Origin of the sequence: Accumulibacter sp. (genome assembly GCF_029255145.1) — a bacterium.
Taxonomy (GTDB): Bacteria; Pseudomonadota; Gammaproteobacteria; order Burkholderiales; family Rhodocyclaceae; genus Accumulibacter.
Map to the genome: position 1 here is coordinate 1 of NZ_JAPUVQ010000124.1, position 21905 is coordinate 21905.

Genomic DNA, 21905 nt, shown 5'->3' on the forward strand with positions numbered 1-21905 from the left:
CTTCCTCGGCCCGGAGGAAGCGTAAGCGAGCGGGCAGCGATGTAAAGGGTTCGGCTGCGCCCGGACTGCGTCCGCCCTTGACATCACCGCCCCCTCAAACCGCCAAAACCAGCGCCCGTTCCACACGAAACGACATAGAGCCGATGTTATCCGCAGGCGTTTCGCGGCAGGGCTACGGAATTTCGAGCGGGTCTATCGCGAAGCAGTGGATGCCTGGGCGCTCTATGACAATGGCGGCGATGAGCCGGAACTGGCTAATTGGGGAGAAAAGCCATGAACGAGAAAAAAAAATCGAACTCGCCAATGACCCTGATTTGGCGGCTTCCTGGGTTGCCATCCGCCGTGCCGCAAAACGGGCGGCGCAAGTGGCGCTTAGTACGAATACCGAGCTTGTCGTGCTGCGCGACGGCCAGTGCGTCCGTGTCAAGCCAGGCGGGAAGCCAGAGCCCCGATGAACCGCCACGTCAACGCCATTGCCGGCCGCCTGAGTCTGCGTCACCCGCAGCGCCGCTCGCTGGAGATTCTCGACCGCATTACGGAAATTGCCCCGCCCGGCAAGGGGGCCGATGTGGCGGCGATGCTGGCGGCGATCCGCAGCGAGTTTCCTTCGGTCACGGACTTCGAACGCGACTTCCCCTCGCTGTGCTTCGCGCTCGCCACCGGCGTCGGCAAGACGCGGCTGATGGGCGCTTTCATCAGCTATCTGCATCTGGCGCACGGCATAGACAACTTCTTTGTGCTGGCGCCGAACCTGACCATCTACAACAAGCTGATCGCCGATTTCAGCGACCGCAATCATCCCAAGTACGTTTTCCGGGGCATCGCCGAATTCGCCATCGATGCGCCTTCGATCATCACCGGCGACAACTACGATCAGCATGACCCGCGCAGCGGTACCTTCCCCGGCGGCGTGCGGATCAACATCTTCAACATTTCCAAGATCAACGCCGAGATGCGCGGTGGCCGCAGTGGCCAACGCTCGCCGCGTATCAAGCGGCTTTCCGAGTACATCGGCGAAAGTTATTTCGACTACCTGGCTGGCTTGCCGGACCTGGTGATGCTGATGGATGAATCGCATCGCTACCGCGCCAGCGCCGGCATTCGCGCGATCAACGAGCTGAAGCCGATCCTCGGGCTGGAACTGACCGCGACGCCGTTTGTCGAGACCCCGCGCGGCGCGGTGGCGTTCAGGAACGTGATCGTCGACTACCCCTTGGGTCGCGCCATGGCCGACGGCTTCGTCAAGGAACCGGCGGTGGTCACGCGCAAGAACTTCAACCCGGCCGGCATGTCGGCCGAGGAGATCGAGCGGCTGAAGCTGGAAGACGGGCTGCGCCTGCACGAAAGCGTCAAGGTGGAACTGGAGACCTACGCCCGCGAGACCGACAACGCCATCGTCAAACCCTTCCTGCTGGTGATCGCCCGCGATACCACCCATGCCGGGCAACTGTCCGAGCTGATCAAGTCCGACAAGTTCTTTGCGGGGCGCTACCGCGACAAGGTCATCCAGGTGGATTCGAGCAAGACCGGCGCGGAAGAAGAGGCGATGATCGGGCGGCTGCTCAAGGTGGAGCACAGCGACGAGCCGACGGAGATCGTGGTTCACGTCAACATGCTCAAGGAAGGCTGGGACGTCACCAACCTCTACACCATCGTGCCGCTGCGGGCGGCCAATGCCCGCATCCTCATCGAGCAGTCGATCGGGCGCGGCCTGCGCCTGCCCTACGGCAAGCGCACCGGCGTTACCGCCGTTGATCGGCTGAACATCGTCGCCCACGACCGGTTTCAGGAGATCGTCGCCGAAGCCAACAGGCCGGACTCGGCGATGCACTTGCAGACCCTGGTGCTGGATGCGGATGCGCTCGGGCAGCAAACGACCACCGTGGTGTCGCAATCGCAACTGGCCAGCAATCTGGGCTTGACGCCTGCCCACGCGACCAGCAGCACGACGGTGGCCGGACACGATCAGGCGCCTGCCTTCACCAGGCCGGACGAGCAGAAGGTCGCGCAGATCACCTATGAGGTCATCCGCAAGCTGGAAAATCAGCCGCAAGTACTGCCCACCATCGAGTACCTGAAGAAACCCGAAATCCAGGCGGCCATCGTCAAAGCGGTTGAACAGCAGCATCAGCCGAGCCAATTGGAACTGGCCGGGGTGACGGAGAAGCCGGACTTCGCGGCCGTGGTGGCGAAAACCGTCGAACTGGTGACCCAACAAACCATCGACATTCCACGCATTCTGGTGGTGCCCAGGGGCGAAGTGAAATCGGGCTTCAACGCCTTCTCGCTGCGGCTGGATACCTTGAAATATCCCGCGGTCTCCGATGAGCTTTGGATTCAGCACCTGCGAACGAACCAGCTCGAAGTGGTCTCGGCAGGACCTGGCGGTAGCGACGAGGCGCGACTGGAGGACTATGTGGTCAGCGGGCTGGTGGCTTTCGACGACGTTTCCTACGACGAACACGCCGACCTGCTCTACGACCTCGCCGCGCAGACGGTGCGGCATTTCGAGGGCTACCTGTCCGAGGACGACACCCGCAAGGTGCTGCGCTGCTACCAGCGGGACATTGCGCGCTACATCCACGCCCAGATGCAGGCGCATTACTGGGAAGACGTCGTTGGCTACGAGGTGAAGGTCAGCAAGGGCTTTACCGAACTGAAGCAGAGCGCCTACTCGCATTCCGTGCAGGAGGCGACTGCCAACTACCGGGTCGAGCCGGCGGACAAGAGCAACATGGCGAAGTACCTGTTTGGCGGCTTCGAGCGCTGCCTCTATCCGGTGCAGAGGTTTGATTCCGATTCGGAGCGCAAGCTGGCGGTGATTCTGGAGCGCGAGGCCAGCAAGTGGTTCAAGCCCGCCAAGGGCCAGTTCCGGATCTCCTACCGGAATGGCGCGGACCATCTGGAATACCAGCCGGACTTCGTTGCTGAAACTGCTGTCACGATCTACATGCTGGAACCCAAGAAGCGCACCGAACTTGACGACCCGCTGGTGATCGCCAAGAAGGATGCCGCCGTCAAGTGGTGCGCGAATGCGTCAGGGCATGCGGCAAGCTACGGCGGCAAGCCGTGGCGATACCTGCTGATTCCACATGACGAGATCGTGGGGAACATGACGCTGGATGGTCTGGCGGCTCGCTTCGCTTGCGGCAGCTAGAAATCGGCGCTGCTGCGGCAAGCACTTGGCGCTCGAATTCCCTTGAATTCCCTTGAATTCCCCCGACCAAGGTGTCTCAGAGTGGCTTGTCCTGCCAGCGATGCACAGGGTCCATCGGTCCGAGATCGAAAACGATCCCTCGTCGCGTTTTAGGCGAACGAATCGCCAGCCGTTTCCTGCCCGTGCCAGACGGGTGCCTATTCCCACTCGATCGTCGCCGGCGGTTTCCCCGAAATGTCGTAAACCACGCGGTTGATGCCGCGGACCTCGTTGATGATCCGGTTCGAGACCTTGCCGAGCAGGCTGTGCGGCAGTTCTGCCCACTGGGCGGTCATGAAGTCCTGCGTCTCGACGGCTCGCAGGGCGACCACGTACTCGTAGGTCCGTCCGTCGCCCATGACGCCGACCGATTTCACCGGCAGGAACACGGCAAAGGCCTGGCTGGTCTTTTCGTACCAGCCGGCGGCGCGCAACTCGTCGATGAAAATGGCGTCGGCCCGGCGCAACAGGTCGGCGAACTCGGGCCTCACCTCGCCGAGGATCCTGACGCCGAGACCGGGGCCGGGGAAGGGGTGGCGATAGACCATGTCGTGGGCGAGGCCGAGCGCGACGCCGAGCTCGCGGACCTCGTCCTTGAACAGTTCGCGGAGCGGTTCGAGCAGCTTCAGACTGAGTTGTTCGGGCAGGCCTCCGACGTTGTGATGGCTCTTGATGGTGTGCGCTTTCTTGGTCTTGGCACCCGCGGACTCGATCACGTCCGGGTAGATCGTCCCCTGTGCCAGCCATCTGGCGTTGCCCAGCCGGTCCGCTTCGGCCTGGAACACCTCGACAAACTCGCGGCCGATGATCCTGCGCTTCTGTTCCGGGTCAGAGACGCCCCGCAGATGGCCCATGAATTGCGCGGCAGCGTCGACGTGTACGACCTTGACGCCGAGGTTGCGGGCGAATGTCTGCATCACCTGCTCGGCTTCGTTGAGCCGCAGCAGCCCGTTGTCGACAAAGACACAGGTCAGTTGGTCGCCGATCGCGCGGTGGATCAGCGCGGCGGCCACCGACGAATCGACGCCGCCGGAAAGGCCGAGGATCACTTCTTCTTTGCCGACCTGCGACCGGATTCTGGCGACCGCCTCGTCGACGTAGTCGGGCATGTTCCAGTCGTGTCCGCAGCCGCAGATGTCGCGGACGAAGCGGCCGAGGATCTCCTTGCCCTTGAGGGTGTGGGTGACCTCGGGATGAAACTGCACCGCGTAGAACTTGCGCTGTTCGTCGGCCATCGCCGCGATCGCCGTTGATTCGTTGCTGCCGATCAGCGTGAATCCCGGTGGCAAGGCGGTGACCTTGTCGCCGTGGCTCATCCAGACGTCGAGCAGACCGTGGCCTTGGTCATTGCGGCGATCCTCGATGCCCGTGAACAACGCCGAGTGGCCACGGGCGCGCATTTCGGCGTAGCCGAATTCGCGTTTCGTCGAGCTTTCGACGCTGCCACCCAACTGCGCCGCCATCAGGTGCATGCCGTAGCAGATCCCGAGCACTGGCACACCGAGCTCGAACACCACTTGCGGCGCCTTGAAATCGTCTACCGCATAGACCGAATTGGGACCGCCAGAGAGAATGATTCCCCGCGGCTTGAAGTCGCGGATGAAGTTCTCGTCGATGTCGTAGGGATGCAGCTCGCAATAGACCTGTTGTTCGCGGACGCGGCGGGCGATCAGCTGGACAACCTGTGAGCCGAAGTCGAGAATCAGGATCTTTTGATGGGACATGGCGACGCCTCAAATGAAGCGGGCGGCCAGCAGCCGCCCGTCGTTCGTCGATCGGTGCTCAATCGACGTGGTAGTTGGGAGCTTCCTTGGTGATCTGCACATCGTGGACATGCGACTCGCGAACGCCGGCCGAGGTGATCTGGACGAAGGTCGCCCGCTCGTGCATTTCGGCTATCGTCCGGCAGCCAAGATATCCCATCGACGAGCGCAGGCCGCCCATCAACTGGTGAATCACCGCCAGCACCGAGCCCTTGTAGGGGACGCGGCCTTCGATGCCTTCCGGGACCAGCTTGTCGACGTTGGCGGTTTCGTCCTGGAAATAGCGGTCCGCCGCACCGGCAGCCATGGCGCCGATCGAGCCCATCCCGCGGTAGGATTTGTACGACCGTCCCTGGAACAGTTCGACCTCGCCGGGCGCTTCTTCGGTACCGGCGAAGAGGCCGCCGAGCATCACCGCGTTGCCACCGGCGGCGATCGCTTTCGAGATGTCGCCGGAGTAGCGCACGCCACCGTCGGCGATCAGCGGCACGCCGCTCTCCTTGAGCGCGTCGTACACGTTCTGGATGGCGGTGATCTGTGGCACGCCGACGCCGGCGACGATGCGCGTGGTGCAGATCGAGCCGGGGCCGATGCCGACCTTGACCCCGTCGGCGCCATGGTCGACCATCGCGCGCGCGGCTTCGGCCGTGGCGATGTTGCCGCCGATGACCTCGACGTCGGGGAAGTTCTTCCTGATCCAGTTGACGCGGTCGAGGACGCCCTGCGAGTGGCCGTGGGCGGTGTCGACGACCAGCACGTCGACGCCCGCCTCGGCGAGCAGTTCGGCGCGCTCTTCGGTGCCGGGGCCGACGCCGACCGCGGCGCCCGCGCGCAGGCGGCCAGCCGCGTCCTTGCTGGCATAGGGATGCTCGGTGGTCTTGATGATGTCCTTGACGGTGATCAGGCCGCGAAGTTCGAAAGCATCGTTGATCACCAGCACCCGCTCCAGGCGGTGTTTGTGGATCACCGCCTTGCCTTCCTCGACGGTGGTTCCCTCGGGAACCGTGACCAGGCGATCCTGCGGGGTCATGATGTTTCGGACCGGCTGATCGAGATTGGTCTCGAAACGCAGGTCGCGGTTGGTGACGATGCCGACGACCACCCGGCCATCGAGCACTGGCACGCCGGAGATCTTGTGCAGGCTGGTCAGCGCCAGCACGTCGCGCACCGGCATGTTCGGCGAAACGGTGATCGGATCCTTGAGAATCCCGGATTCGAAGCGCTTGACCTTGGCGACTTCGGCGGCTTGCGCCTTCGGGCTGAGGTTCTTGTGAACGATTCCGATGCCGCCCTCCTGAGCGAGGGCAATCGCCAGGCGGCTCTCGGTGACGGTGTCCATGGCCGCCGACACCAGGGGCAGATTGAGGCTGATGTTGCGGGTCAGGCGCGTCTTGAGGTCTACGTCGCGCGGCACGACGACCGAGTGGGCCGGGACGAGGAGGACGTCGTCGAACGTCAGCGCCCGTTGGATTAAACGCATGGCCTTTGATCCGAGGTCACAAAAACGTATTATACAGTGTGCTCCCCAACCGCTGAACGACCATGAAGCGCATTGCCTTTGCTGCTGCCACCCTGCTTGCCGCGCTGGCGGCGGAAGCGCAGATCTATCAATGGCTGGACGAGAACAACAAGACCGTGATCTCCGACAGACCGCCGGTCGGCAAGGTCAAACAGCCGCGGCTGATCGACGCCGACGCGCCGCCGGCGGGCAGCGAAGCCGGCAAGACGCTGGCCGACCGCGAGATGGACTTCCGCAAGCGCCAGAAGGAGTCGCGCGAGGGCGCCGACAAGGCCGAAAAAGACGCCTACGCGGCGGCGCAAAGAAGGGAAAATTGCGACGCCGCCCGCCGCCTGCTGCAGGTCCTGGAATCCGGCGAGCGGGTGTCGATGCGTGACAACAAGGGCGAACGTTACTATCTCGACGAGGCGCAGCGTGAACAGGAGATTGCCAGGGCGCGCCAGGCCGCGCAAACCAGTTGCAAGTGAGCGGCTCCGCTCACTCGCTGCTGTCGCCGTCACCGGCGCCCTTTTTCATGACCTTGCCGGCGGCGGCGCGCTGTTTGCGCACTTCCTTGGGGTCGGCAATCAAAGGCCGGTAGATTTCGACGCGGTCCTGATCGCGCAAGGGCGCGTCGGGTTTGGTGAGCTTGGCGAAGACCCCGATCTTGTTCCTGGCCAGGTCGATTTCCGGATACTTCTGCAGCAGGCCGGACGCTTCGATTGCCTGCCGCGCGGTACTGCCATCGGGCAGCTTCAGGCTGATCAGCTGCTGCTTGCCCGGCAGGGCATAGATCACGTCGATGCTGAGCATTTCAGCTGGTCGGCAAGCCATGCACCTCGTTGGCGCGTTTGACGAAGGCATCGACGAAGGTGTTGGCGATCTGGCTGAAAACCGGACCGATCACTTTCTCGAGCATCTTGCTGGAAAACTCGTACGACAGCTGGAACTCGATCTTGCAGGCGTAATCGGCCAGCGGCTTGAAGTGCCAGAAGCCGTCAAGCCGGCGAAACGGGCCATCGACCAGCCGGATTTTCATCGACAGCGGCGATTCCTTGTCGTTCTCGGTGGTGAAGTGCGAACTCACCCGGCGGTAGTTGATATGCAGCGTGGCGACCGTTTTCCGGGCGTCACGAAACTGGCAGCGCGTCTCGCTGCACCACGGCAGGAATTGCGGATAGTCCTCGACACGGTCGACGAGGTCGAACATCTGTTGCGATGATCGCTCGATCAGCACCGATTTCTTGACCGTGGCCATTCTCTGCCGTACCTCGTCAATCCTGTAGAATCGCGCATTCTAGCACTCCAGACTCCTAATTTCCCGAGAAAAAGCACCATGAGCATCATCGCCAACAAGAAGGCTTTTCATGACTATTTCATAGAAGAGAAGGTCGAGGCCGGGATGGCTCTGGAGGGCTGGGAAGTGAAGGCGATCCGTGCCGGGCGGGCGAGCATCAAGGAAGCGTACGTCCTCGTGCGCAATGGCGAAGTGTTCATTTTCGGGATGCACATCACGCCGCTGATGGCCGCGTCGTCGCACGTCACACCCGACCCGGTCCGCACCCGCAAGCTGCTGCTGCACGCCAGACAGATCAGCAAGCTGATCGGACAGGTCGAGCGCGCGGGCTACACCCTGCTACCGCTGGACCTGCATTTTCAGCGCGGCCGGATCAAGGCCGAGATCGGCCTGGCCAAGGGCAAGAAGCAATTCGACAAGCGCGACGCCGAGAAGGAGCGCGACTGGGTCCGCGAGAAAGCGCGCCTGATGCGCGCCAAGGTCTAGCGTGCCGGCTCAGCTGAAGTGCCGCAGCGAGCGCTGCTGTCTTTGCTCGGATGCCGCGGCTTCGCTCAGGCGCTGCCTGACGAAGCCGATGTGCGTCTGGGCGGCCAGCCGGGCGGCGGCAGGCTGACGGCTGCGAATCGCATCGCGGATCGTCAGGTGCTGCGCCATCAGTTGCCGACCGGTCTCGGGACTGACCGCGATCTCGCGGAGGCTGCGCCGCACGTGCTCGTGCAGCAGGCGCAGAACGCTGGCCACCACGTGACCGAACAGCGCGTTGTGCGCCGACTCGGCGATGGTCAGATGAAAAGCGACGTCGGCTGCCACCTGTGCGCTGCGGTCGTCGCCCAGATAAGCGGCGTCAAGCCGGCCATAGACCTCGTCGAGACGTCGCAGGTCGGCGTCGGTGGCGCGTTGCGCGGCCAGTTCGGCGGCCGACGCTTCGAGCAGGTAGCGGAACTCGAGGACGTCGTCCTGGAGCAGGGGGTGCTGCTCGAGCAGTTGCTGCCAGGGGTCGATGAAAGTTGCTTCGAGGCGGTCGGTGACGTACGTTCCGCCGCCGTGGCGACTGATCAGCAGTTCACGCGAGACGAGTTTCTTGATTGCTTCGCGCAGCGAGGGACGTGAAACCCCCAGTTCGACCGCCAGTTCCCGCTCGGCCGGCAGGCGATCACCGGGTTTCAGTGATCCTTCGAGAATGCGCGTCTCGAGCTGATGAGCGATGGCGTCGGGGATCCGCGGCAGGTTGAGCTTGCTGTAAGTCATGCTGATCTGCGGGGGGGGCCTGAGATTGGTCGCCGAATTATTGCAGGTATCGAGTGGTCTTACCAGTTTCCGTCAGCGTGGGCAAGCGCGAGCCGTGCTCCGCCGTCGATCGCTCCACGGCGGCTGCTCCTGCTGCTAGGCTGCGGGCGAAAGCGATCCGGCGGGCGCCGATTGACAAAGCCCGGGGGCGGAACTAGTGTACGTGGCTAATTGGTCTTACCACTTTGCAGTCCATCGATCAACAGGAGACGCTCATGGATCAAGCAGGGAGCCGCCATTACCCGGACAAACCAGGCAAGGTTTACCTCTTCGGAACCTGCCTGATCGACCTCTTCTGTCCAGACGCGGGAGTCAACGCCGTCAAGCTGCTCGAGCGCGAGGGCATCGAGGTCCACTTCCCGGCCGATCAGACCTGCTGCGGGCAACCGGCGCACAGCAGCGGTTTCCCCGAACAGGCGCGCGCCGTCGCCCTGGCGCAGTTGCGGCTCTTTCCGGAGCCCTGGCCGGTGATTGTTCCCTCGGGGTCGTGCGCCGGCACCATGCGCCACCACTATCCGGAGATGTTCGCCGACGATCCGCGCCTGCAGGCGGAAGCGGCAGCGCTTGGCGACCGCGTTTTCGAACTCACCGAATTCCTCGTCCATGTCGCCAGGGTCGATCTGGCTGACCGGGGCGCGCCGACCCGCGTTGCGCTGCACACCTCGTGCGCCGCCCGCCGCGAGATGGGTACGCACCTGCACGGGCGCTCGCTGCTGGCTCAGCTTGCCGATGTCGAAGTGATCATCCACGAGCACGAAGCGGAGTGTTGCGGTTTCGGCGGCACCTTCTCGCTCAAGCACCCGGCGATCTCGTCGGCGATGGCCGGCGACAAGGTCGACGCGCTGCAGGAGACCGGTGCGCAGACCTTCGTGTCGGCGGACTGCGGCTGCATGCTCAGCCTGAACCACACCCTGCAGAAGCGCGGCGATGGCTTTCAGGGCCAGCACCTGGCGACCTTCCTGTGGCAGCGCACCAGCGGTGAGGGAGGGCAGCCATGAGCGCGCGCGACAATATCCTGCGGCGCCTGCGCGCGGCGCCGCAGGGGCAGCCGCCGATGGCGCCGGATGTGGCCGCTTTCCATGCCGCGGTCACCGCCGCAGCGGCGCCCAGCACCCGTGCTTCGCGAATCGAGCTGTTCTGCGAAAAGATGGCTTTCTGGCATGGCGAGGTGATCCGGGTGACCCGCGACGACTGGCCGCAGAAGCTGCGCGAGCTGTGCGTCGCCAAGGGCGTGCGGTCGCTGCTCTACGGCGAGGACAGCGCGCACGCAGCGCAGCTCGAGGCCGCCAGCATCGACGGTCTGAGGCCTTACGATCGACCGATCGACGGCTGGAAAAAGGAACTGTTCGAAGACACCGACGCCGGTCTGAGTGCGACCCGAGGCGGCATCGCCGAGACCGGGACGCTGATCGTCTGGCCAGGCGCCAGCGAACCGCGCCTGATGTCACTGGTGCCGCCGATCCACTTCGCGCTGCTCGACGCAAACCAGCTTTACGACACCTTCTTCCAGGCGATGATCGAGCAGCGCTGGAGCGACGGCATGCCGACCAACGCGCTGCTCGTCTCGGGCCCGTCGAAGACCGCCGACATCCAGGTCACGCTGGCCTACGGTGCGCACGGGCCGAAGGAGCTGATCGTCCTGCTGCTGGTCAATGAGGAGGAACGGCCATGAACGCACAGCAATTGAAGTTCGTCCCGGCCAGCGAATTCAAGCAGCGCGCCGCTGTTGCCGTCGCCGACGACCATCTGCGCAAGAGTTTCCGTGGTGCGATGGATTTTCTGATCAACAAGCGCGCCGCGCAGTTCCCCGATCCCGAAGCGCTCGAACGTCAGCGCTCGCTTGCCGAGCACATCCGCCAGTACAGCCTGGCGCGCCTGCCCGAGCTGCTGGAGCAGCTCGAGCGCAAGCTCACCGACAACGGGGTCAAGGTGCATTGGGCCGAGAGCGCCGAAGAGGCTTGCGCGATCATCATCGGCATCGCGCAGCGCCACTCGACGAAACTGATGGTCAAGGGCAAGTCGATGGTCAGCGAGGAGGTCGAGCTCAACCACGCGATGGCCGACGTCGGCATCGACGCGCTGGAGAGCGACATGGGCGAGTACATCGTCCAGCTCGACGGCGAGAAGCCCTCGCACATCATCATGCCGGCGATCCACAAGACCAAGCAACAGATCGCCCGGCTGTTCGCCGACAAGGTCCCCGGCGCACGTTACACCGAATCGGTCGACGAACTGATCGGCATCGGCCGCGCCGTCCTGCGCGAAAAGTTCATGACCGCCGAGGTCGGGATGTCCGGCGTGAACTTCGCCGTTGCCGAAACCGGCACCCTGTGTCTGGTCGAGAACGAAGGCAACGGCCGCATGTGCACCACCGTCCCGGACGTGCATATCGCCATTACCGGCATCGAGAAAGTGGTCGAGAAGCTCGAACACGTGCCGCCACTGTTCGGCCTGTTGACGCGTTCGGCGACCGGCCAGGCGATCACCACCTACTTCAACATGATCAGCGGTCCGCGCCGGCCGGGCGAGAAGGACGGCCCGCGCGAGGTGCACCTGGTGCTGGTCGACAACGGCCGCACGCAGGCCTACGCCGACCAACAGCTGCGCTCGACGCTGCAGTGTATCCGCTGCGGCGCGTGCATGAATCATTGCCCGGTGTATACGCGCATCGGCGGCCACGCCTACGGCACCACCTATCCCGGGCCGATCGGCGAAATAATCTCGCCCCATATGATGGGCCTGGCGGCGACGCACGTCCTGCCGACCGCTTCCAGCCTCTGTGGCGCCTGCGGCGAAGTCTGTCCGGTGCGCATCCCGATTCCGGAACTGCTGGTCCGCCTGCGCGAGGAAGCGCAGCACGATGCGCGCCCCGGCCATGCACCGCTGCTTGGGCAGGGCGCTGCCAGGAGCCGCCTGGTCGACGCCGTCTGGTCGGGCTGGGCGGCGCTGTACACCCGCCCGGCGTTCTATCGCGCCTTCGGCTGGCTGGCGACGCGCTTGCGCGCCCTGACGCCGCCGCTGCAAGGCGGCTGGACGGTCAGCCGCACGCCGATGAAGCCGGCTGCGCGGACGCTGCACGAGCTGATGGCGGCGAGAAGCAAGAGGCGCTGAAGCGGTCCAGCGGCGCACCGCGGAGCGGCGAAGCCGATCACGGTTCAGGGGTCAGCGGCGGCTGTCAGGCCGAAAAGCGCACGCAGGTCATGGGCCAGCCCTGCGCGCTGATCCTTCTCCGCGACGGACACTGCTGCTCCGGCCCGACCCGGCAGCCCGACCGGCGATACGACCACCCGCACCGCTGACGCTTCCTGGCCGGAAGGGAGTGTTGCCCTCGTCTGCGTCGACCACGCATCGCCCGCTGCCGACGCTCACCATCCGTTCCGTTCGCGCGCATGAATGAGCGCGAGGATCGCTTCGTTGACGGGCGTAGCGATGCCGCATGCATGGCCCATGCTGGCGACTGCACCGTTCAAGTAGTCGATCTCGGTACGGCGCCCGGCTTCAACATCCTGCAGCATCGATGAGCGGTGGGCTGCGGCCTTCGGAATGACCAACGGGGTCAAAATATTCTCGACATAGTGCGCACCGCCTTCGGCTGCCTGGTAGTCCCGCGCGGCGGCGAGAACCCGGATCGCCTCATCGGCGAGATCAATGATCAAACGGCGCGAATGCGGGTTGCCGAGCAGTTCGCCATAGGTCTTACCGGTCAAGGCGCCGCTGGCGTTGAGGCAGTTGTTGAACAGGAACTTGCTCAGTATCGCCTGCTCGATCTTCTCGTCGTAGACCATCGGCAGGATACCGTTCGCGGCCGCGGCAATCAGCGCCCGAATAACGTCCGATGCGCTGCCGAACAGGCTGCCGATCCGCACCGGCCCGGCCTGGACATTGATATTGACCTGCCTTGCCGACCGCCGCTCGCTGCCGATCAGCATGACACTTGAGAAGATTGCGGTAGCGCCCGGCATCATCGCTCTCGCCTCGTCAGCCGATCCCCAGCCATTCTGGAGCAGAAGAATCGTGCGAGGAGCCGCTGTATCTCCCGCCTTCGCTGCGATCGGTCGCAGCACACCGGCGAGCTGATAGGCCTTCGTCGCCACGATCAGGACGTCGCAATCAAGGCTGGCGGCGTCGGGACGATCCGCGTCGTCAATGGCGATCGTTCCCGGTGCGACGGTGTGCGTGCCCAGGACACCGGTGACCTCGATGCCGTCGCGGCGCAGTTGACCCACCGCAGGACCCCGCGCCAGCAGCGTGAGGTCAATGCCCGCCAGCGCCAAGCTTGCCGCCATCACCAGCCCCACCGAGCCACCGCCAATGACCGTCAGGCGCAGCTTGCTCATCAGGACTCTCCTCATTGCCCGTGCCGGTTGGCCAACCGGCCGACCGGCCAAGGGTGGCAGCATACGAGGCGTGCCGGTCGGTGTCCACCGGCGACGATCCTTGATCCGCCGGCACGGCCGGTGCCCGCCGGTAGAGCCGAAAATGCCAGGCGGCGGCCGGCAGTGGCACTGGTGCGCCGCTGCCGGGCCACTGGCGCTTGCCAGCGCGCCAGCGCTGCTCGATACTCTGGCAATCTCCAGTCCGCACGGCGGCTTCGTGATGCCACAGTCCTCTCTGCCATTGTCGCCAACGCCAGGCCGGTCGATCGACAGCTTCGCGCAATTGCCGGCCGGTTCCGCGACGCGGGTCGTGCAGCTTGTCCTGCTGCTGGCGCTGCCATCGTTGGCCCAGGCACAGGAGGTCTTCGTCACCCGTGGCGCCGGCGGTACGGTTTATTCGGACAAGCCGCAGCCCGGTGCGAAGGCGGTGAACCTGCCGCCAATCACCGTCGTCGAGCCCGTTCCCGTTGCCAAAGACAGCGCCGCTGCCGCCCGCAAGCCGCAGGAATCATCCAGGCCGGTCGCCGCCGGACCGGTGTACCGCAGCTTCAGCATCGTTTCGCCCGAGGACAACGGCAGCGTCGCGGCCAATGCCGCGCCCTTCGAGGTGCGCGTCGCGGTTGATCCGCCGCTGCAACTGGGCGACGGGCACGCGATCATGGTCCGCGTCAACGGCCAACCGGTCGGCCAGCGCTTCACCGCCAGCGAATTCACCATTCCGCCCGAGTTCTGGGGCGATACCCTGCCACCGGCCAATCAGCGCTATCAGCTCGACGCGGCGATCGTCGACCGCGGCGGCGAGGTGCTCAGGAACGCGCCGCCGGTGAGCTTCATCCTGCGCTACGTTGCTGGCGCCTTCCGGCCGCCATGGTACGGGCCAGGGCACCGGCCGAGGCCGACGCCGCTACCGGCCGACAAGCCCAAGCCGCCGCCGGCGCCGCCATTTGATCCATGGGAGAAAAAATTCGAGCAGCAGGGACTGCGTTTCTACCAGCGCTAGCGGCGGCGTCGCCGCGCACGGCGGTGGCACTGCCTTCGCCCTCAGGCGGTGGCTCTGGCGAGAAACTCACCTCCCTGCACCAGCAGTTCGCCGGAACGACCGGCGACGCTGCCCCAGGCGATTTCGTGGCGTGGCAGCCGGTCGGCGTCGAGGCCGGCACGGACCTGGCGCAGGGTGCTCAGCGTATAGCCCTGCTGTTGCCAGCCGAGCAACAGCTTTTCGAGCACCGGCAGCAGCTTCATTCCTTCGAGTTCGGCGTGCAGGGTGAATACGTGGCCGCTGGCTGGCGGGTCACGGGTCAGTGCCAGCAGGTGTTGATCGACGTTTCCTTCGTCGATGCCGTCGATGCCGATCAGTTCGTCGAGCGTCGGCAGGGTCGTCGGCAGTTGCGGGCAGGTGACGATTTCGGCGTTCCATACCGGCAAGAACGGGTGGCGGCCGCGGCAGTCGGAGGCGTGGCTGAAGCCAAGGCGCTGCGTCAGGCGCAGCGCCTGGCCGTTCATCTGCCAGCCGGCGGCGCCATGGACGGTCGCCGGTTCACCGAAGATTTCCTGATAGCGCTTGCCGGCCAGGGCCATCTCGCGGTCGGTCCAGCGCACGTCGGCCGGGCGAACGCCATCCTGCCAGCGGATGTGGTCCCAGCAGTGGATGCCGGTCTCGAAACCCGCGTCGCGGACGCCGCGCAGGATGTCGGCGCAGCGGCGGCCGATATCCGGGCCCGGCAGCAGGGTGCCGTACAGCAGCGTCTTGAAGCCGTAGTGCGAGACCACCGAGGTTCGTGAGACTTTCTGCATGAAGCCGCGCCGGAAGACGCGCTTGATCGCCCGGCCGGTATGGTCGGGACCGAGCGAGAACAGGAAGGTGGCGTCGGCCCGGTGCCGGCGCAGCAGGTCTACCAGCCGCGGCACGCCGATCAGCGTGCCGCGGTAGGTGTCGACGTCGATCTTGAGGACCAGCGAGGGCATGTGGCTGCGGCCGATCTCAGTCCATCAGCCGGCGCGCGGCGGCGACGTCGCTGCGATAGGCCTCGAAAATCCCGCGCAGTGCGTCCTCGAAGCCGACCTGCGGTTGCCAGCCGAGGTCGGCCATGGTGTTGGTGATCATCGGCACGCGGTGCTGGGTATCCTGATAGCCTTTGCCGTAGTACTCGGCGGAGGTGGTTTCGATCACCTTGACCTGCGCCGCCGAGTCGGCGTACTCCGGGTATTCCTGGGCCAGATCGAGCATCAGCGTCGCCAACTCGCGGATCGAGTAATTGTTCTTCGGGTTGCCAATGTTGTAGATCTTGCTGTCGGCGACGCCGTCCTTGTTTTCGATGATCTTCATCAGCGCGTCGATGCCGTCGCTGACGTAGGTGAAGGAGCGTTTCTGGGCGCCGCCGTCGACCAGCTTGATCGCTTCGCCGCGGACGATGTGACCGAGGAACTGGGTGATCACCCGCGACGAGCCTTCCTTGGGCGTGTGGATCGAGTCCAGGCCGGGGCCGATCCAGTTGAACGGGCGAAACAGCGTGTACTGCAGCCCTTCCTGCTGGCCGTAGGCGTGGATCACCCGGTCCATCATCTGCTTGGCGCAGGCGTAGATCCAGCGCGGCTTGTTGATCGGGCCGTAGATCAGTGGCGAACTCTCCGGGTCGAATTCGGGGTCCTGGCTCATCCCGTAGACCTCGGAGGTTGACGGGAAGAGCACGCGCTTCCGGTACTTGACCGCCTGCCGGATGATCGGCAGGTTGGCCTCGAAGTCCAGCTCGAAGACACGCAAGGGTTCGGTGACGTAGGTCGCCGGGGTGGCGATGGCGACCAGCGGCAGGATCACGTCGCACTTGCGCACGTGATACTCGATCCACTCCCTGCTGATCATGATGTCGCCCTCGAAGAAGTGAAAGCGCGGATGTGCCATCAAGTCGGACACCCGCTCGCTGTTGACGTCCATCCCGTAGACCTCCCAGCCGGTGCTGGCCAGGATGCGCTGTGAGAGGTGGTGGCCGATGAAGCCGTTGACGCCGAGGATCAGGATTTTTTTCATGAGGATCAGACCAGAGGGAAGGAGAGGGGTAGAGGGATTGGGTTGTGGCCAAGGCGGGCGGGCAAGGCGGCGGGGGCGATCTCTTCGCCGCCTACCTCAAGCGCCAGAATGCTCAGTACGCCGCCGTCGTTGCAGCGAGCAAACAGTCGGTTGCCGTCGGTATACAGCTCCGGGTGTCCGCCCGGCCCGCTCCAGCCGGGTCGCGACAGGCTGCGGGTGACGACGATGCGCTGCCCGCCGAAGTCGAAGAAAGCGCCGGGATAGGGCGGCGCGACGGCCCGGATCAGGTTGTGCACGGCGGCCGCTGGTTGACTCCAGTCGATACGGCCGTCCTCGGGCTTGCGGCCGCCGAAATAGCTGCCCGCCGCCAGGTCGGGCTGAAGGTGCGGCGCGGTGCCGGCGAGCAGCGCCGGCAACACCCGGTCGAGCGCCAGTTCGGCGGCCAGGGTGACCTTGATGAACACTTCGCCAGCGGTGTCGTCGGGCAGGATCGGCACCGCCTGGCGGGCGACGATCTCGCCGGCATCGGGTTTGTCGACCATCCGGTGCAGGGTCGCACCGGTTTCCCGCTCGCCGTGGAGCACCGCCCAGTTCACCGGCACCCGGCCGCGGTACCTGGGGAGCAGCGAGCCGTGCATGTTGTAGCCACCGCGGGTCGGAATGGCCAGCAGCGCCGGCTTGAGCATCAGCCGGTAGTAGAAGGAGAAGAAGAAATCGGGCCGCAGCGCTTGCAGCCGGGCGCAGAATTCGGGCGTGTTGGGGTCCTCTGGCGTGGCCACCGGGACGACGTAGTCTTGCGCCAGATCGGCGACCCGCTCGAACCAGATGTTCTCGTCGGGGTTGTCCTGGTGGGTCACCACCAGCGCCACGTCTACGCCGTGCGCCAGCAGCACGCGCAGACAGCGCGCGCCGACGTTGTGGTAGGCGAAGACCACCGCCCTCGGCGCTGCACTCACCGTTGCTGTTCCAGCACGGCTTCGATCAGGTAGCGCGGGCGGTGACGTACCTGTTGGTAGACCCGGCCGACGTACTCGCCGAGCAGGCCGATCCCGAACAGCGCCAGGCCGATCAGGAAGAACATCAAGGCAAAGAGGGTGAACAGACCCTCGGCCTCGGGGCCGACGATCAGGCGGCGCACGATCAGCAGCACGAACAGTGCCGCCGACCCCAGCGAGACGACGATGCCGAGCATCGAGAACCACTGCAGCGGCACCAGCGAAAAGCCGGTCATCAGGTCGAAGTTGAGGCGGATCAGGCTGTAGAGCGAATACTTCGATTCGCCGGCGGCGCGCTCCTCGTGCTCGACGATCACCTCGGCCGGGTTGCGGGCGAAGGTGTAGGCCAGCGCCGGAATGAAGGTGCTGACTTCCTGGCACAAGTTGATGGCGTCCACCACCTTGCGCGAATAGGCGCGCAGCATGTTCCCCTGATCGGTGATGCGGATGCGGGTGATCTTCTCGCGGACGTAGTTCATGGCCTTCGACGCGCCGCTGCGAAAGATGCTGTCCTGGCGCTCGCGGCGGATGCTGCCGACGTAGTCGTGGCCTTCATGCATCTTGCCGATCACCTTGCCGATCTCCTCGGGCGGGTTCTGCAGGTCGGCGTCGAGGGTGACGATGATCTGGCCACGGGCGTGCTCGAAGCCGGCCATGATCGCCATGTGCTGGCCGGCGTTGGTGGCCAGGAGAATGGCCCGGGTGACGTCCGGGCGCCGCTCGAACTGTTCGCGGAGCAGCGCCGCCGAACGGTCGCGGCTGCCATCGTTGACGAAGATGACTTCGTACGGCAGGCCGAGTCGATCGAGCGCCGGATAGAGGCGGTCGAAAAGTGTCGGCAGGCCGTCTTCCTCGTTATAGACGGGAATGACGACCGAAATGTCGGGAGTGATCATCGTTCGGGGCTCAGGGTTTGAGGACACGGGTCAGGGCGGTGCACACGCGATCGACATCGGCGTCGCTCATTGCCGGGAAAAGGGGCAGTGTAACGGTTCTGGCGCCAACGCTCTCGGCATGCGGAAACTGACCAGGCCGGAACCCGAGCCCGCGGTAGAGCGTAAACAGGTGCAGCGCCGGATAATGGACGCCGACGCCGATGCCCAGGTCGCGCATCGCGGCGATGAAGGCAGCACGGTCGGACCCCGCCGGCAGCAGTGGCTGGAACATGTGCCAGTTGCAGTTGCTGAAGTCGGCCAGCGGCAGGTCCAGCCCCAGATTCGGTCCCCGGCGCGGATCCAGGCGCTCGAAGTAGCGCCTGGCCAGGGCGCGGCGACGCGCGGTGAATTCGTGCAGGTGCTTGAGTTGTCCGAGGCCCACGGCGGCGGCGACATCCGTGAGATTGAACTTGCCGCCGAGCAGGTCGACGTCCATCCCGCCGTCGGCCAAGCGCTTGACGCCCTGCAGCCGGCGTCTTTCGCAGAGCGCCGGGTCGATGTCCGGCGGCAGCACCAGTGCGCCGCCTTCGCAGGTCGTCAGGTTCTTGTTGGCGTGGAAACTGAAGGAGACGAAGTCGCCGCCGCTGCCGATCGGCTTGCCGTTCCACGACGCGCCGATCGACTGGGCGGCGTCCTCGACGACGCGCAGCTGATGCCTGTCGGCAATCGCGTAAAGCCGGTCGCGGTCCACCGGCAGGCCAGCCAGGTCTACCGGGAGCAGCGCTCGGGTCCGCCGGGTGATCGCGGCCTCGATGCCTTCGAGGTCGATGTTGCGCGTCGCCGGGTCGATGTCGACCAGCACCGGTGTGGCGCCGACTTCAAGGATCACGTTGGCCGTCGCCACCCAGGTCAGCGGGGTGGTGATCACCTCGTCACCGGCGCCGACGCCGGCCAGGCGCAGCGCCACCTCCAGCGTCGCCGTCCCGGAGTTGAAGGCGCGCACCGGGCGGCCGCCGCAGAGTTCCGAGAGCGCCGCTTCGAAAGCCTGTACCTTGGGGCCGCTGGTAATCCAGCCGGAGCGCAGCACCTCGCAGACGGCGGCGATGGTTTCCTCATCGATCGCCGGGCGGGTGATCGGCAGCAGCGGCACGCTCATGAGTTGGCGACCAGGATCACGCCGATGATGATGAAGCCGATACCCAGCATCTTCTGCATCACCAGGACTTCGCCGAACCAGTAATGGGCCAGCAGCGCGTTGACCACGTAGCCGATCGAGAGCATCGGATAGGCGATGCTCACCGGCACGCGCGACAGGGCCATGATCCACACCACCACGCTCACCGCGTAGCAGGCCAGACCGCCGATGATCGGTGGCTGGGCGGCGATCTTCAGGCCGATCGGAATGATGTTGTGCAGCGAGAAGTCGAAGTGGCCGACGGCATTGGTTCCGGCCTTGAGCAGCAGTTGCGCCGCGGCGTTGAGCAGCACCCCGGCGAGCACCAGGGCAAAGGCGATAGGGGTCATCTCAGCGCGGTGCTCCGTTGCACGGTCGAGAGGTCGCCGGACCGCAGTCGGCGCTGTCGCTGCCCGGGCGTGCGGCAGCGGGCGCTTCGGGCTTTTCGACGATGACGTGGCGCCGGTCGCGGGCGATCACGGTCATTGGCAGACCGGCGACGGCGAGGTCGTCGAAGGCGGCCAGAGTCATCGTCGCGTAGGCTGGGCGGTCGTCGCGCCAGCGCTGCTTGAACTCCTCGACCGTCGCGATCCATTTGTGCGGCTCCTGGGTGACGCCGAACTCCATCTCGTTCTGGTTCTGGACCAGCGTCAGCGTGCGCCGGATGTAGAAGGGCAGCGTCTGCTCGTAAGTAAGCACGCTGTAGAAGGGTGCATCGGCTTTCATTCGGGGTAATGCCTGTGTCGCCAGGCTCCTGGCGGAACTGTAGCTTGACACGTGGTCGTGCCCCAGCAGGCCGGCGCTGGTGCTCAGGCAGCCGCCGATGGCCAGCACCGTCGCCGCCGCCGCGTTGCGCTGCTTCCAGACCAGCCACATCGCCAGCAGAATGCTGGCCAGCGACACCGTCGCGGCACCGAGCAGCCAGTTGACCACGCCCTGCAGCATTTCCACCGAGTACGCCTGGCCGGCCATCCCCAGCACCCTTGGCGCCATCGCCAGTGCGGCGACCGCCAGTGTCGCCAGTACTGCCAGGTGGATCAGCCAGGCGCGCCGCGACAGCGCGGCGATGTGGCGACCGCCGAGCAGCGCCAGCGCCGGGAACACCGGCAGGATATAAGGGGCCATCTTCGAGCTGGAGATACTGAAGAAAGCGAAGGTGGCGGCGATCCACAGCAGCAGGAAGCGCTCGGCGCTGAAGCGGCCCGGTACGCGCCGGCCCCAGGACTTGAGCAGGGTGTGCGCCAGCAGCAGCGTCCACGGCAAGGCGCCGAGCGCGTAGACAAGCAGGAAGTACCAGGCCGGCTCGTCGCGGCGGTGCACCGCGGTCAGGAAGCGGTCGAAGTGCTCGTGGATGAAGAAGAACTGCGGAAACTCTGGATTGGCCAGCGAAACGGTGACGAACCAGGGCACCGTGAGCGCCAGGAACAAGAGCAGACCGTGTAGCGGCGCGAGCTTCTGCCACGGTGACAGGTCGCGGTTGAGCAGCGTATAGCCGAGCAGCGCGGCGCCGACCAGCACCAGCGCCACCAGGCCCTTGGAGAGCACCGCCAGCGCCAGCCCTGCCCAGGCCAGCAGCATCCAGCGCCGGCTCTCGCGGCGCTCGCCCTGCTGCGCGAGCATGAAGCCGGTCCATGCCACCTGCAGGAAGAACGACAGTCCCATGTCGAGGGTGATCAGGTGGCCGAGAACGACGAACAGCAGCGAACTGGCGAGGATCGCCGCCGCCAGTTGGCCAGCCAGCGCGCCCCACAGCCGCCGTCCGGTCCACCAGGCGAGGACGATGCTCAGGAAACCGGTCAGCGCCGGCCATAGCCGGGCGGTCCATTCGCTGATCCCGAACAGCTGGTAGCCGGTCGCCGTCGCCCAGTATTGCAGGGCGGGTTTCTCGAAGTACTTGAAGTCGTTGAGGCGCGGCGTTACCCAGTCGCCGCTGGCGACCATTTCGCGCGGGATTTCCGCATAACGGCCCTCGTCGGGCCGTACCAGCGCGCGCTGGTCGAGCGTGCCGAACCAGACCGCGGCGAGGGCGATCCACAGCAGCCAGGTGACTCGCCTGTTCATCGGCCATTCAGCACGCCGCTGGCGTGTCGGATCCGCAATGCACAGCCAGCGGGCAGTGAGCGCAGCCGCTCGGGAGGCGACGTTTCATCGGGGAGAGGCGGTGCTCTGCGAGGGGGAGGGGAGAAGCGCTGCGTCCTGTGCCATCGGCCGGGATTATACACGCTCGGCGGGGTCACTCCGGGTGCCCTGAGGCAACGGTGAGGTCGCCGCGCGGCCGGGGTGGCGTCGCTCCCCCGACTCCACTCCGACTCCACTCCGAGCCCCGGCCGTCGATGGCAACCACCGTGCGGCTGGTGGCATGTCTTGACGCGCCTGCCGGTCGGAATCGACCTTGCCCGTGCCGACAACGCCACGGGGA

General features: G+C 65.3%; 20 protein-coding genes and 1 pseudogene. 8 read left to right on the top strand and 13 right to left on the bottom strand.

Going from position 1 to position 21905, the window contains the following annotated elements:
* Positions 1-142 precede the first annotated feature (142 nt).
* Positions 143-277: pseudogene (locus Q1L50_RS14375) on the top strand (Zeta toxin family protein); the annotation flags it as partial.
* Between the two features lie 174 nt (positions 278-451).
* A complete protein-coding gene (locus Q1L50_RS14380) occupies positions 452-3157 on the top strand; it encodes a DEAD/DEAH box helicase family protein (protein WP_300339897.1) in 2706 nt (901 codons plus the stop codon).
* A 197-nt stretch (positions 3158-3354) separates the two neighbouring features.
* On the opposite strand, the gene guaA is transcribed toward Q1L50_RS14380, so the two are convergent.
* Both guaA and guaB read right to left on the bottom strand, forming a co-directional pair.
* Positions 3355-4920 carry a glutamine-hydrolyzing GMP synthase gene (gene guaA / locus Q1L50_RS14385; RefSeq protein ID WP_300339899.1) on the bottom strand — a complete coding sequence of 522 codons (1566 nt, stop codon included), beginning with the start codon at positions 4918-4920 and terminating at the stop codon, positions 3355-3357.
* Between the two features lie 58 nt (positions 4921-4978).
* Complete coding sequence (gene guaB, locus Q1L50_RS14390; protein ID WP_300339901.1) at positions 4979-6439, bottom strand: IMP dehydrogenase; 1461 nt, start codon at positions 6437-6439, stop codon at positions 4979-4981.
* A gap of 62 nt (positions 6440-6501) precedes the next feature.
* Between guaB and Q1L50_RS14395 the strand changes: the two genes are divergently transcribed.
* Positions 6502-6945, top strand: a complete 444-nt coding sequence (locus Q1L50_RS14395; RefSeq protein ID WP_300339903.1) for a DUF4124 domain-containing protein — start codon at positions 6502-6504, stop codon at positions 6943-6945.
* A gap of 10 nt (positions 6946-6955) precedes the next feature.
* On the opposite strand, the gene Q1L50_RS14400 is transcribed toward Q1L50_RS14395, so the two are convergent.
* Together Q1L50_RS14400 and Q1L50_RS14405 are read right to left on the bottom strand one after the other, a co-directional pair.
* Positions 6956-7270: an RnfH family protein gene (locus Q1L50_RS14400; protein ID WP_300339905.1), complete on the bottom strand. Its 315-nt coding sequence runs from the start codon at positions 7268-7270 to the stop codon at positions 6956-6958.
* A gap of 1 nt (position 7271) precedes the next feature.
* Positions 7272-7715, bottom strand: coding sequence for a type II toxin-antitoxin system RatA family toxin (locus Q1L50_RS14405; RefSeq protein ID WP_300339907.1), 444 nt, complete (start codon positions 7713-7715; stop codon positions 7272-7274).
* Positions 7716-7793: 78 nt separating this feature from the next.
* Between Q1L50_RS14405 and smpB the strand changes: the two genes are divergently transcribed.
* Entirely contained in the window at positions 7794-8240 is a 447-nt protein-coding gene (smpB, locus tag Q1L50_RS14410; protein WP_300339909.1) for an SsrA-binding protein SmpB, read from the top strand.
* Between the two features lie 9 nt (positions 8241-8249).
* On the opposite strand, the gene Q1L50_RS14415 is transcribed toward smpB, so the two are convergent.
* Complete coding sequence (locus Q1L50_RS14415) at positions 8250-9002, bottom strand: FCD domain-containing protein (protein ID WP_300339910.1); 753 nt, start codon at positions 9000-9002, stop codon at positions 8250-8252.
* Positions 9003-9256: 254 nt separating this feature from the next.
* Between Q1L50_RS14415 and Q1L50_RS14420 the strand changes: the two genes are divergently transcribed.
* The 3 genes from Q1L50_RS14420 to Q1L50_RS14430 are packed head-to-tail and all read left to right on the top strand — an operon-like array spanning position 9257 to position 12152.
* Positions 9257-10039, top strand: a complete 783-nt coding sequence (locus Q1L50_RS14420; protein WP_300339912.1) for a (Fe-S)-binding protein — start codon at positions 9257-9259, stop codon at positions 10037-10039.
* Entirely contained in the window at positions 10036-10713 is a 678-nt protein-coding gene (locus Q1L50_RS14425) for a lactate utilization protein (protein ID WP_300339914.1), read from the top strand. The genes Q1L50_RS14420 and Q1L50_RS14425 overlap by 4 nt, the downstream gene beginning before the upstream one ends.
* Positions 10710-12152 (top strand): LutB/LldF family L-lactate oxidation iron-sulfur protein, encoded by a 1443-nt coding sequence (locus tag Q1L50_RS14430; RefSeq protein ID WP_300339916.1) that lies wholly within the window; start codon positions 10710-10712, stop codon positions 12150-12152. The genes Q1L50_RS14425 and Q1L50_RS14430 overlap by 4 nt, the downstream gene beginning before the upstream one ends.
* 254 nt (positions 12153-12406) lie before the next feature.
* Here the strand turns inward: Q1L50_RS14430 and Q1L50_RS14435 are convergent, their stop codons facing one another.
* The gene (locus tag Q1L50_RS14435; RefSeq protein ID WP_300339918.1) at positions 12407-13378 is read right to left on the bottom strand and encodes a 2-dehydropantoate 2-reductase; all 972 of its coding nucleotides are present in this window, start codon (positions 13376-13378) and stop codon (positions 12407-12409) included.
* A 142-nt stretch (positions 13379-13520) separates the two neighbouring features.
* Here Q1L50_RS14435 and Q1L50_RS14440 point away from each other — a divergent pair, with 142 nt between their 5' ends.
* Positions 13521-14417 (top strand): hypothetical protein, encoded by an 897-nt coding sequence (locus tag Q1L50_RS14440; RefSeq protein ID WP_300339920.1) that lies wholly within the window; start codon positions 13521-13523, stop codon positions 14415-14417.
* 41 nt (positions 14418-14458) lie between these two features.
* On the opposite strand, the gene Q1L50_RS14445 is transcribed toward Q1L50_RS14440, so the two are convergent.
* From Q1L50_RS14445 to Q1L50_RS14475, 7 genes are read right to left on the bottom strand one after another with little or no spacing between them, the layout of a single operon-like run.
* Positions 14459-15382, bottom strand: coding sequence for a 4-deoxy-4-formamido-L-arabinose-phosphoundecaprenol deformylase (locus Q1L50_RS14445; protein WP_300339922.1), 924 nt, complete (start codon positions 15380-15382; stop codon positions 14459-14461).
* A gap of 16 nt (positions 15383-15398) precedes the next feature.
* A complete protein-coding gene (locus Q1L50_RS14450) occupies positions 15399-16442 on the bottom strand; it encodes a bifunctional UDP-4-keto-pentose/UDP-xylose synthase (RefSeq protein ID WP_300339924.1) in 1044 nt (347 codons plus the stop codon).
* A 5-nt stretch (positions 16443-16447) separates the two neighbouring features.
* Positions 16448-17398, bottom strand: coding sequence for a formyltransferase (locus Q1L50_RS14455; RefSeq protein ID WP_300339926.1), 951 nt, complete (start codon positions 17396-17398; stop codon positions 16448-16450).
* Positions 17395-18333: a glycosyltransferase gene (locus Q1L50_RS14460; protein WP_300339928.1), complete on the bottom strand. Its 939-nt coding sequence runs from the start codon at positions 18331-18333 to the stop codon at positions 17395-17397. Before Q1L50_RS14460 ends, Q1L50_RS14455 begins: the two co-directional genes overlap by 4 nt.
* A 10-nt stretch (positions 18334-18343) precedes the next feature.
* Positions 18344-19468, bottom strand: coding sequence for a DegT/DnrJ/EryC1/StrS aminotransferase family protein (locus tag Q1L50_RS14465; RefSeq protein ID WP_300339929.1), 1125 nt, complete (start codon positions 19466-19468; stop codon positions 18344-18346).
* Positions 19465-19836: an SMR family transporter gene (locus Q1L50_RS14470; protein ID WP_300339931.1), complete on the bottom strand. Its 372-nt coding sequence runs from the start codon at positions 19834-19836 to the stop codon at positions 19465-19467. Before Q1L50_RS14470 ends, Q1L50_RS14465 begins: the two co-directional genes overlap by 4 nt.
* Position 19837: 1 nt before the next feature.
* The gene (locus tag Q1L50_RS14475; RefSeq protein WP_300339932.1) at positions 19838-21547 is read right to left on the bottom strand and encodes a glycosyltransferase family 39 protein; all 1710 of its coding nucleotides are present in this window, start codon (positions 21545-21547) and stop codon (positions 19838-19840) included.
* Positions 21548-21905: the final 358 nt, after the last annotated feature.

Coding starts and splice junctions, on each gene's coding strand:
- Q1L50_RS14380 (WP_300339897.1), top strand. CDS start 452: ATGAACCGCCACGTCAACGCCATTGCCGGCCGCCTGAGTCTGCGTCAC.
- guaA (WP_300339899.1), bottom strand. CDS start 4,920: ATGTCCCATCAAAAGATCCTGATTCTCGACTTCGGCTCACAGGTTGTC.
- guaB (WP_300339901.1), bottom strand. CDS start 6,439: ATGCGTTTAATCCAACGGGCGCTGACGTTCGACGACGTCCTCCTCGTC.
- Q1L50_RS14395 (WP_300339903.1), top strand. CDS start 6,502: ATGAAGCGCATTGCCTTTGCTGCTGCCACCCTGCTTGCCGCGCTGGCG.
- Q1L50_RS14400 (WP_300339905.1), bottom strand. CDS start 7,270: ATGCTCAGCATCGACGTGATCTATGCCCTGCCGGGCAAGCAGCAGCTG.
- Q1L50_RS14405 (WP_300339907.1), bottom strand. CDS start 7,715: ATGGCCACGGTCAAGAAATCGGTGCTGATCGAGCGATCATCGCAACAG.
- smpB (WP_300339909.1), top strand. CDS start 7,794: ATGAGCATCATCGCCAACAAGAAGGCTTTTCATGACTATTTCATAGAA.
- Q1L50_RS14415 (WP_300339910.1), bottom strand. CDS start 9,002: ATGACTTACAGCAAGCTCAACCTGCCGCGGATCCCCGACGCCATCGCT.
- Q1L50_RS14420 (WP_300339912.1), top strand. CDS start 9,257: ATGGATCAAGCAGGGAGCCGCCATTACCCGGACAAACCAGGCAAGGTT.
- Q1L50_RS14425 (WP_300339914.1), top strand. CDS start 10,036: ATGAGCGCGCGCGACAATATCCTGCGGCGCCTGCGCGCGGCGCCGCAG.
- Q1L50_RS14430 (WP_300339916.1), top strand. CDS start 10,710: ATGAACGCACAGCAATTGAAGTTCGTCCCGGCCAGCGAATTCAAGCAG.
- Q1L50_RS14435 (WP_300339918.1), bottom strand. CDS start 13,378: ATGAGCAAGCTGCGCCTGACGGTCATTGGCGGTGGCTCGGTGGGGCTG.
- Q1L50_RS14440 (WP_300339920.1), top strand. CDS start 13,521: ATGCCAGGCGGCGGCCGGCAGTGGCACTGGTGCGCCGCTGCCGGGCCA.
- Q1L50_RS14445 (WP_300339922.1), bottom strand. CDS start 15,382: ATGCCCTCGCTGGTCCTCAAGATCGACGTCGACACCTACCGCGGCACG.
- Q1L50_RS14450 (WP_300339924.1), bottom strand. CDS start 16,442: ATGAAAAAAATCCTGATCCTCGGCGTCAACGGCTTCATCGGCCACCAC.
- Q1L50_RS14460 (WP_300339928.1), bottom strand. CDS start 18,333: ATGATCACTCCCGACATTTCGGTCGTCATTCCCGTCTATAACGAGGAA.
- Q1L50_RS14465 (WP_300339929.1), bottom strand. CDS start 19,468: ATGAGCGTGCCGCTGCTGCCGATCACCCGCCCGGCGATCGATGAGGAA.
- Q1L50_RS14470 (WP_300339931.1), bottom strand. CDS start 19,836: ATGACCCCTATCGCCTTTGCCCTGGTGCTCGCCGGGGTGCTGCTCAAC.
- Q1L50_RS14475 (WP_300339932.1), bottom strand. CDS start 21,547: ATGAACAGGCGAGTCACCTGGCTGCTGTGGATCGCCCTCGCCGCGGTC.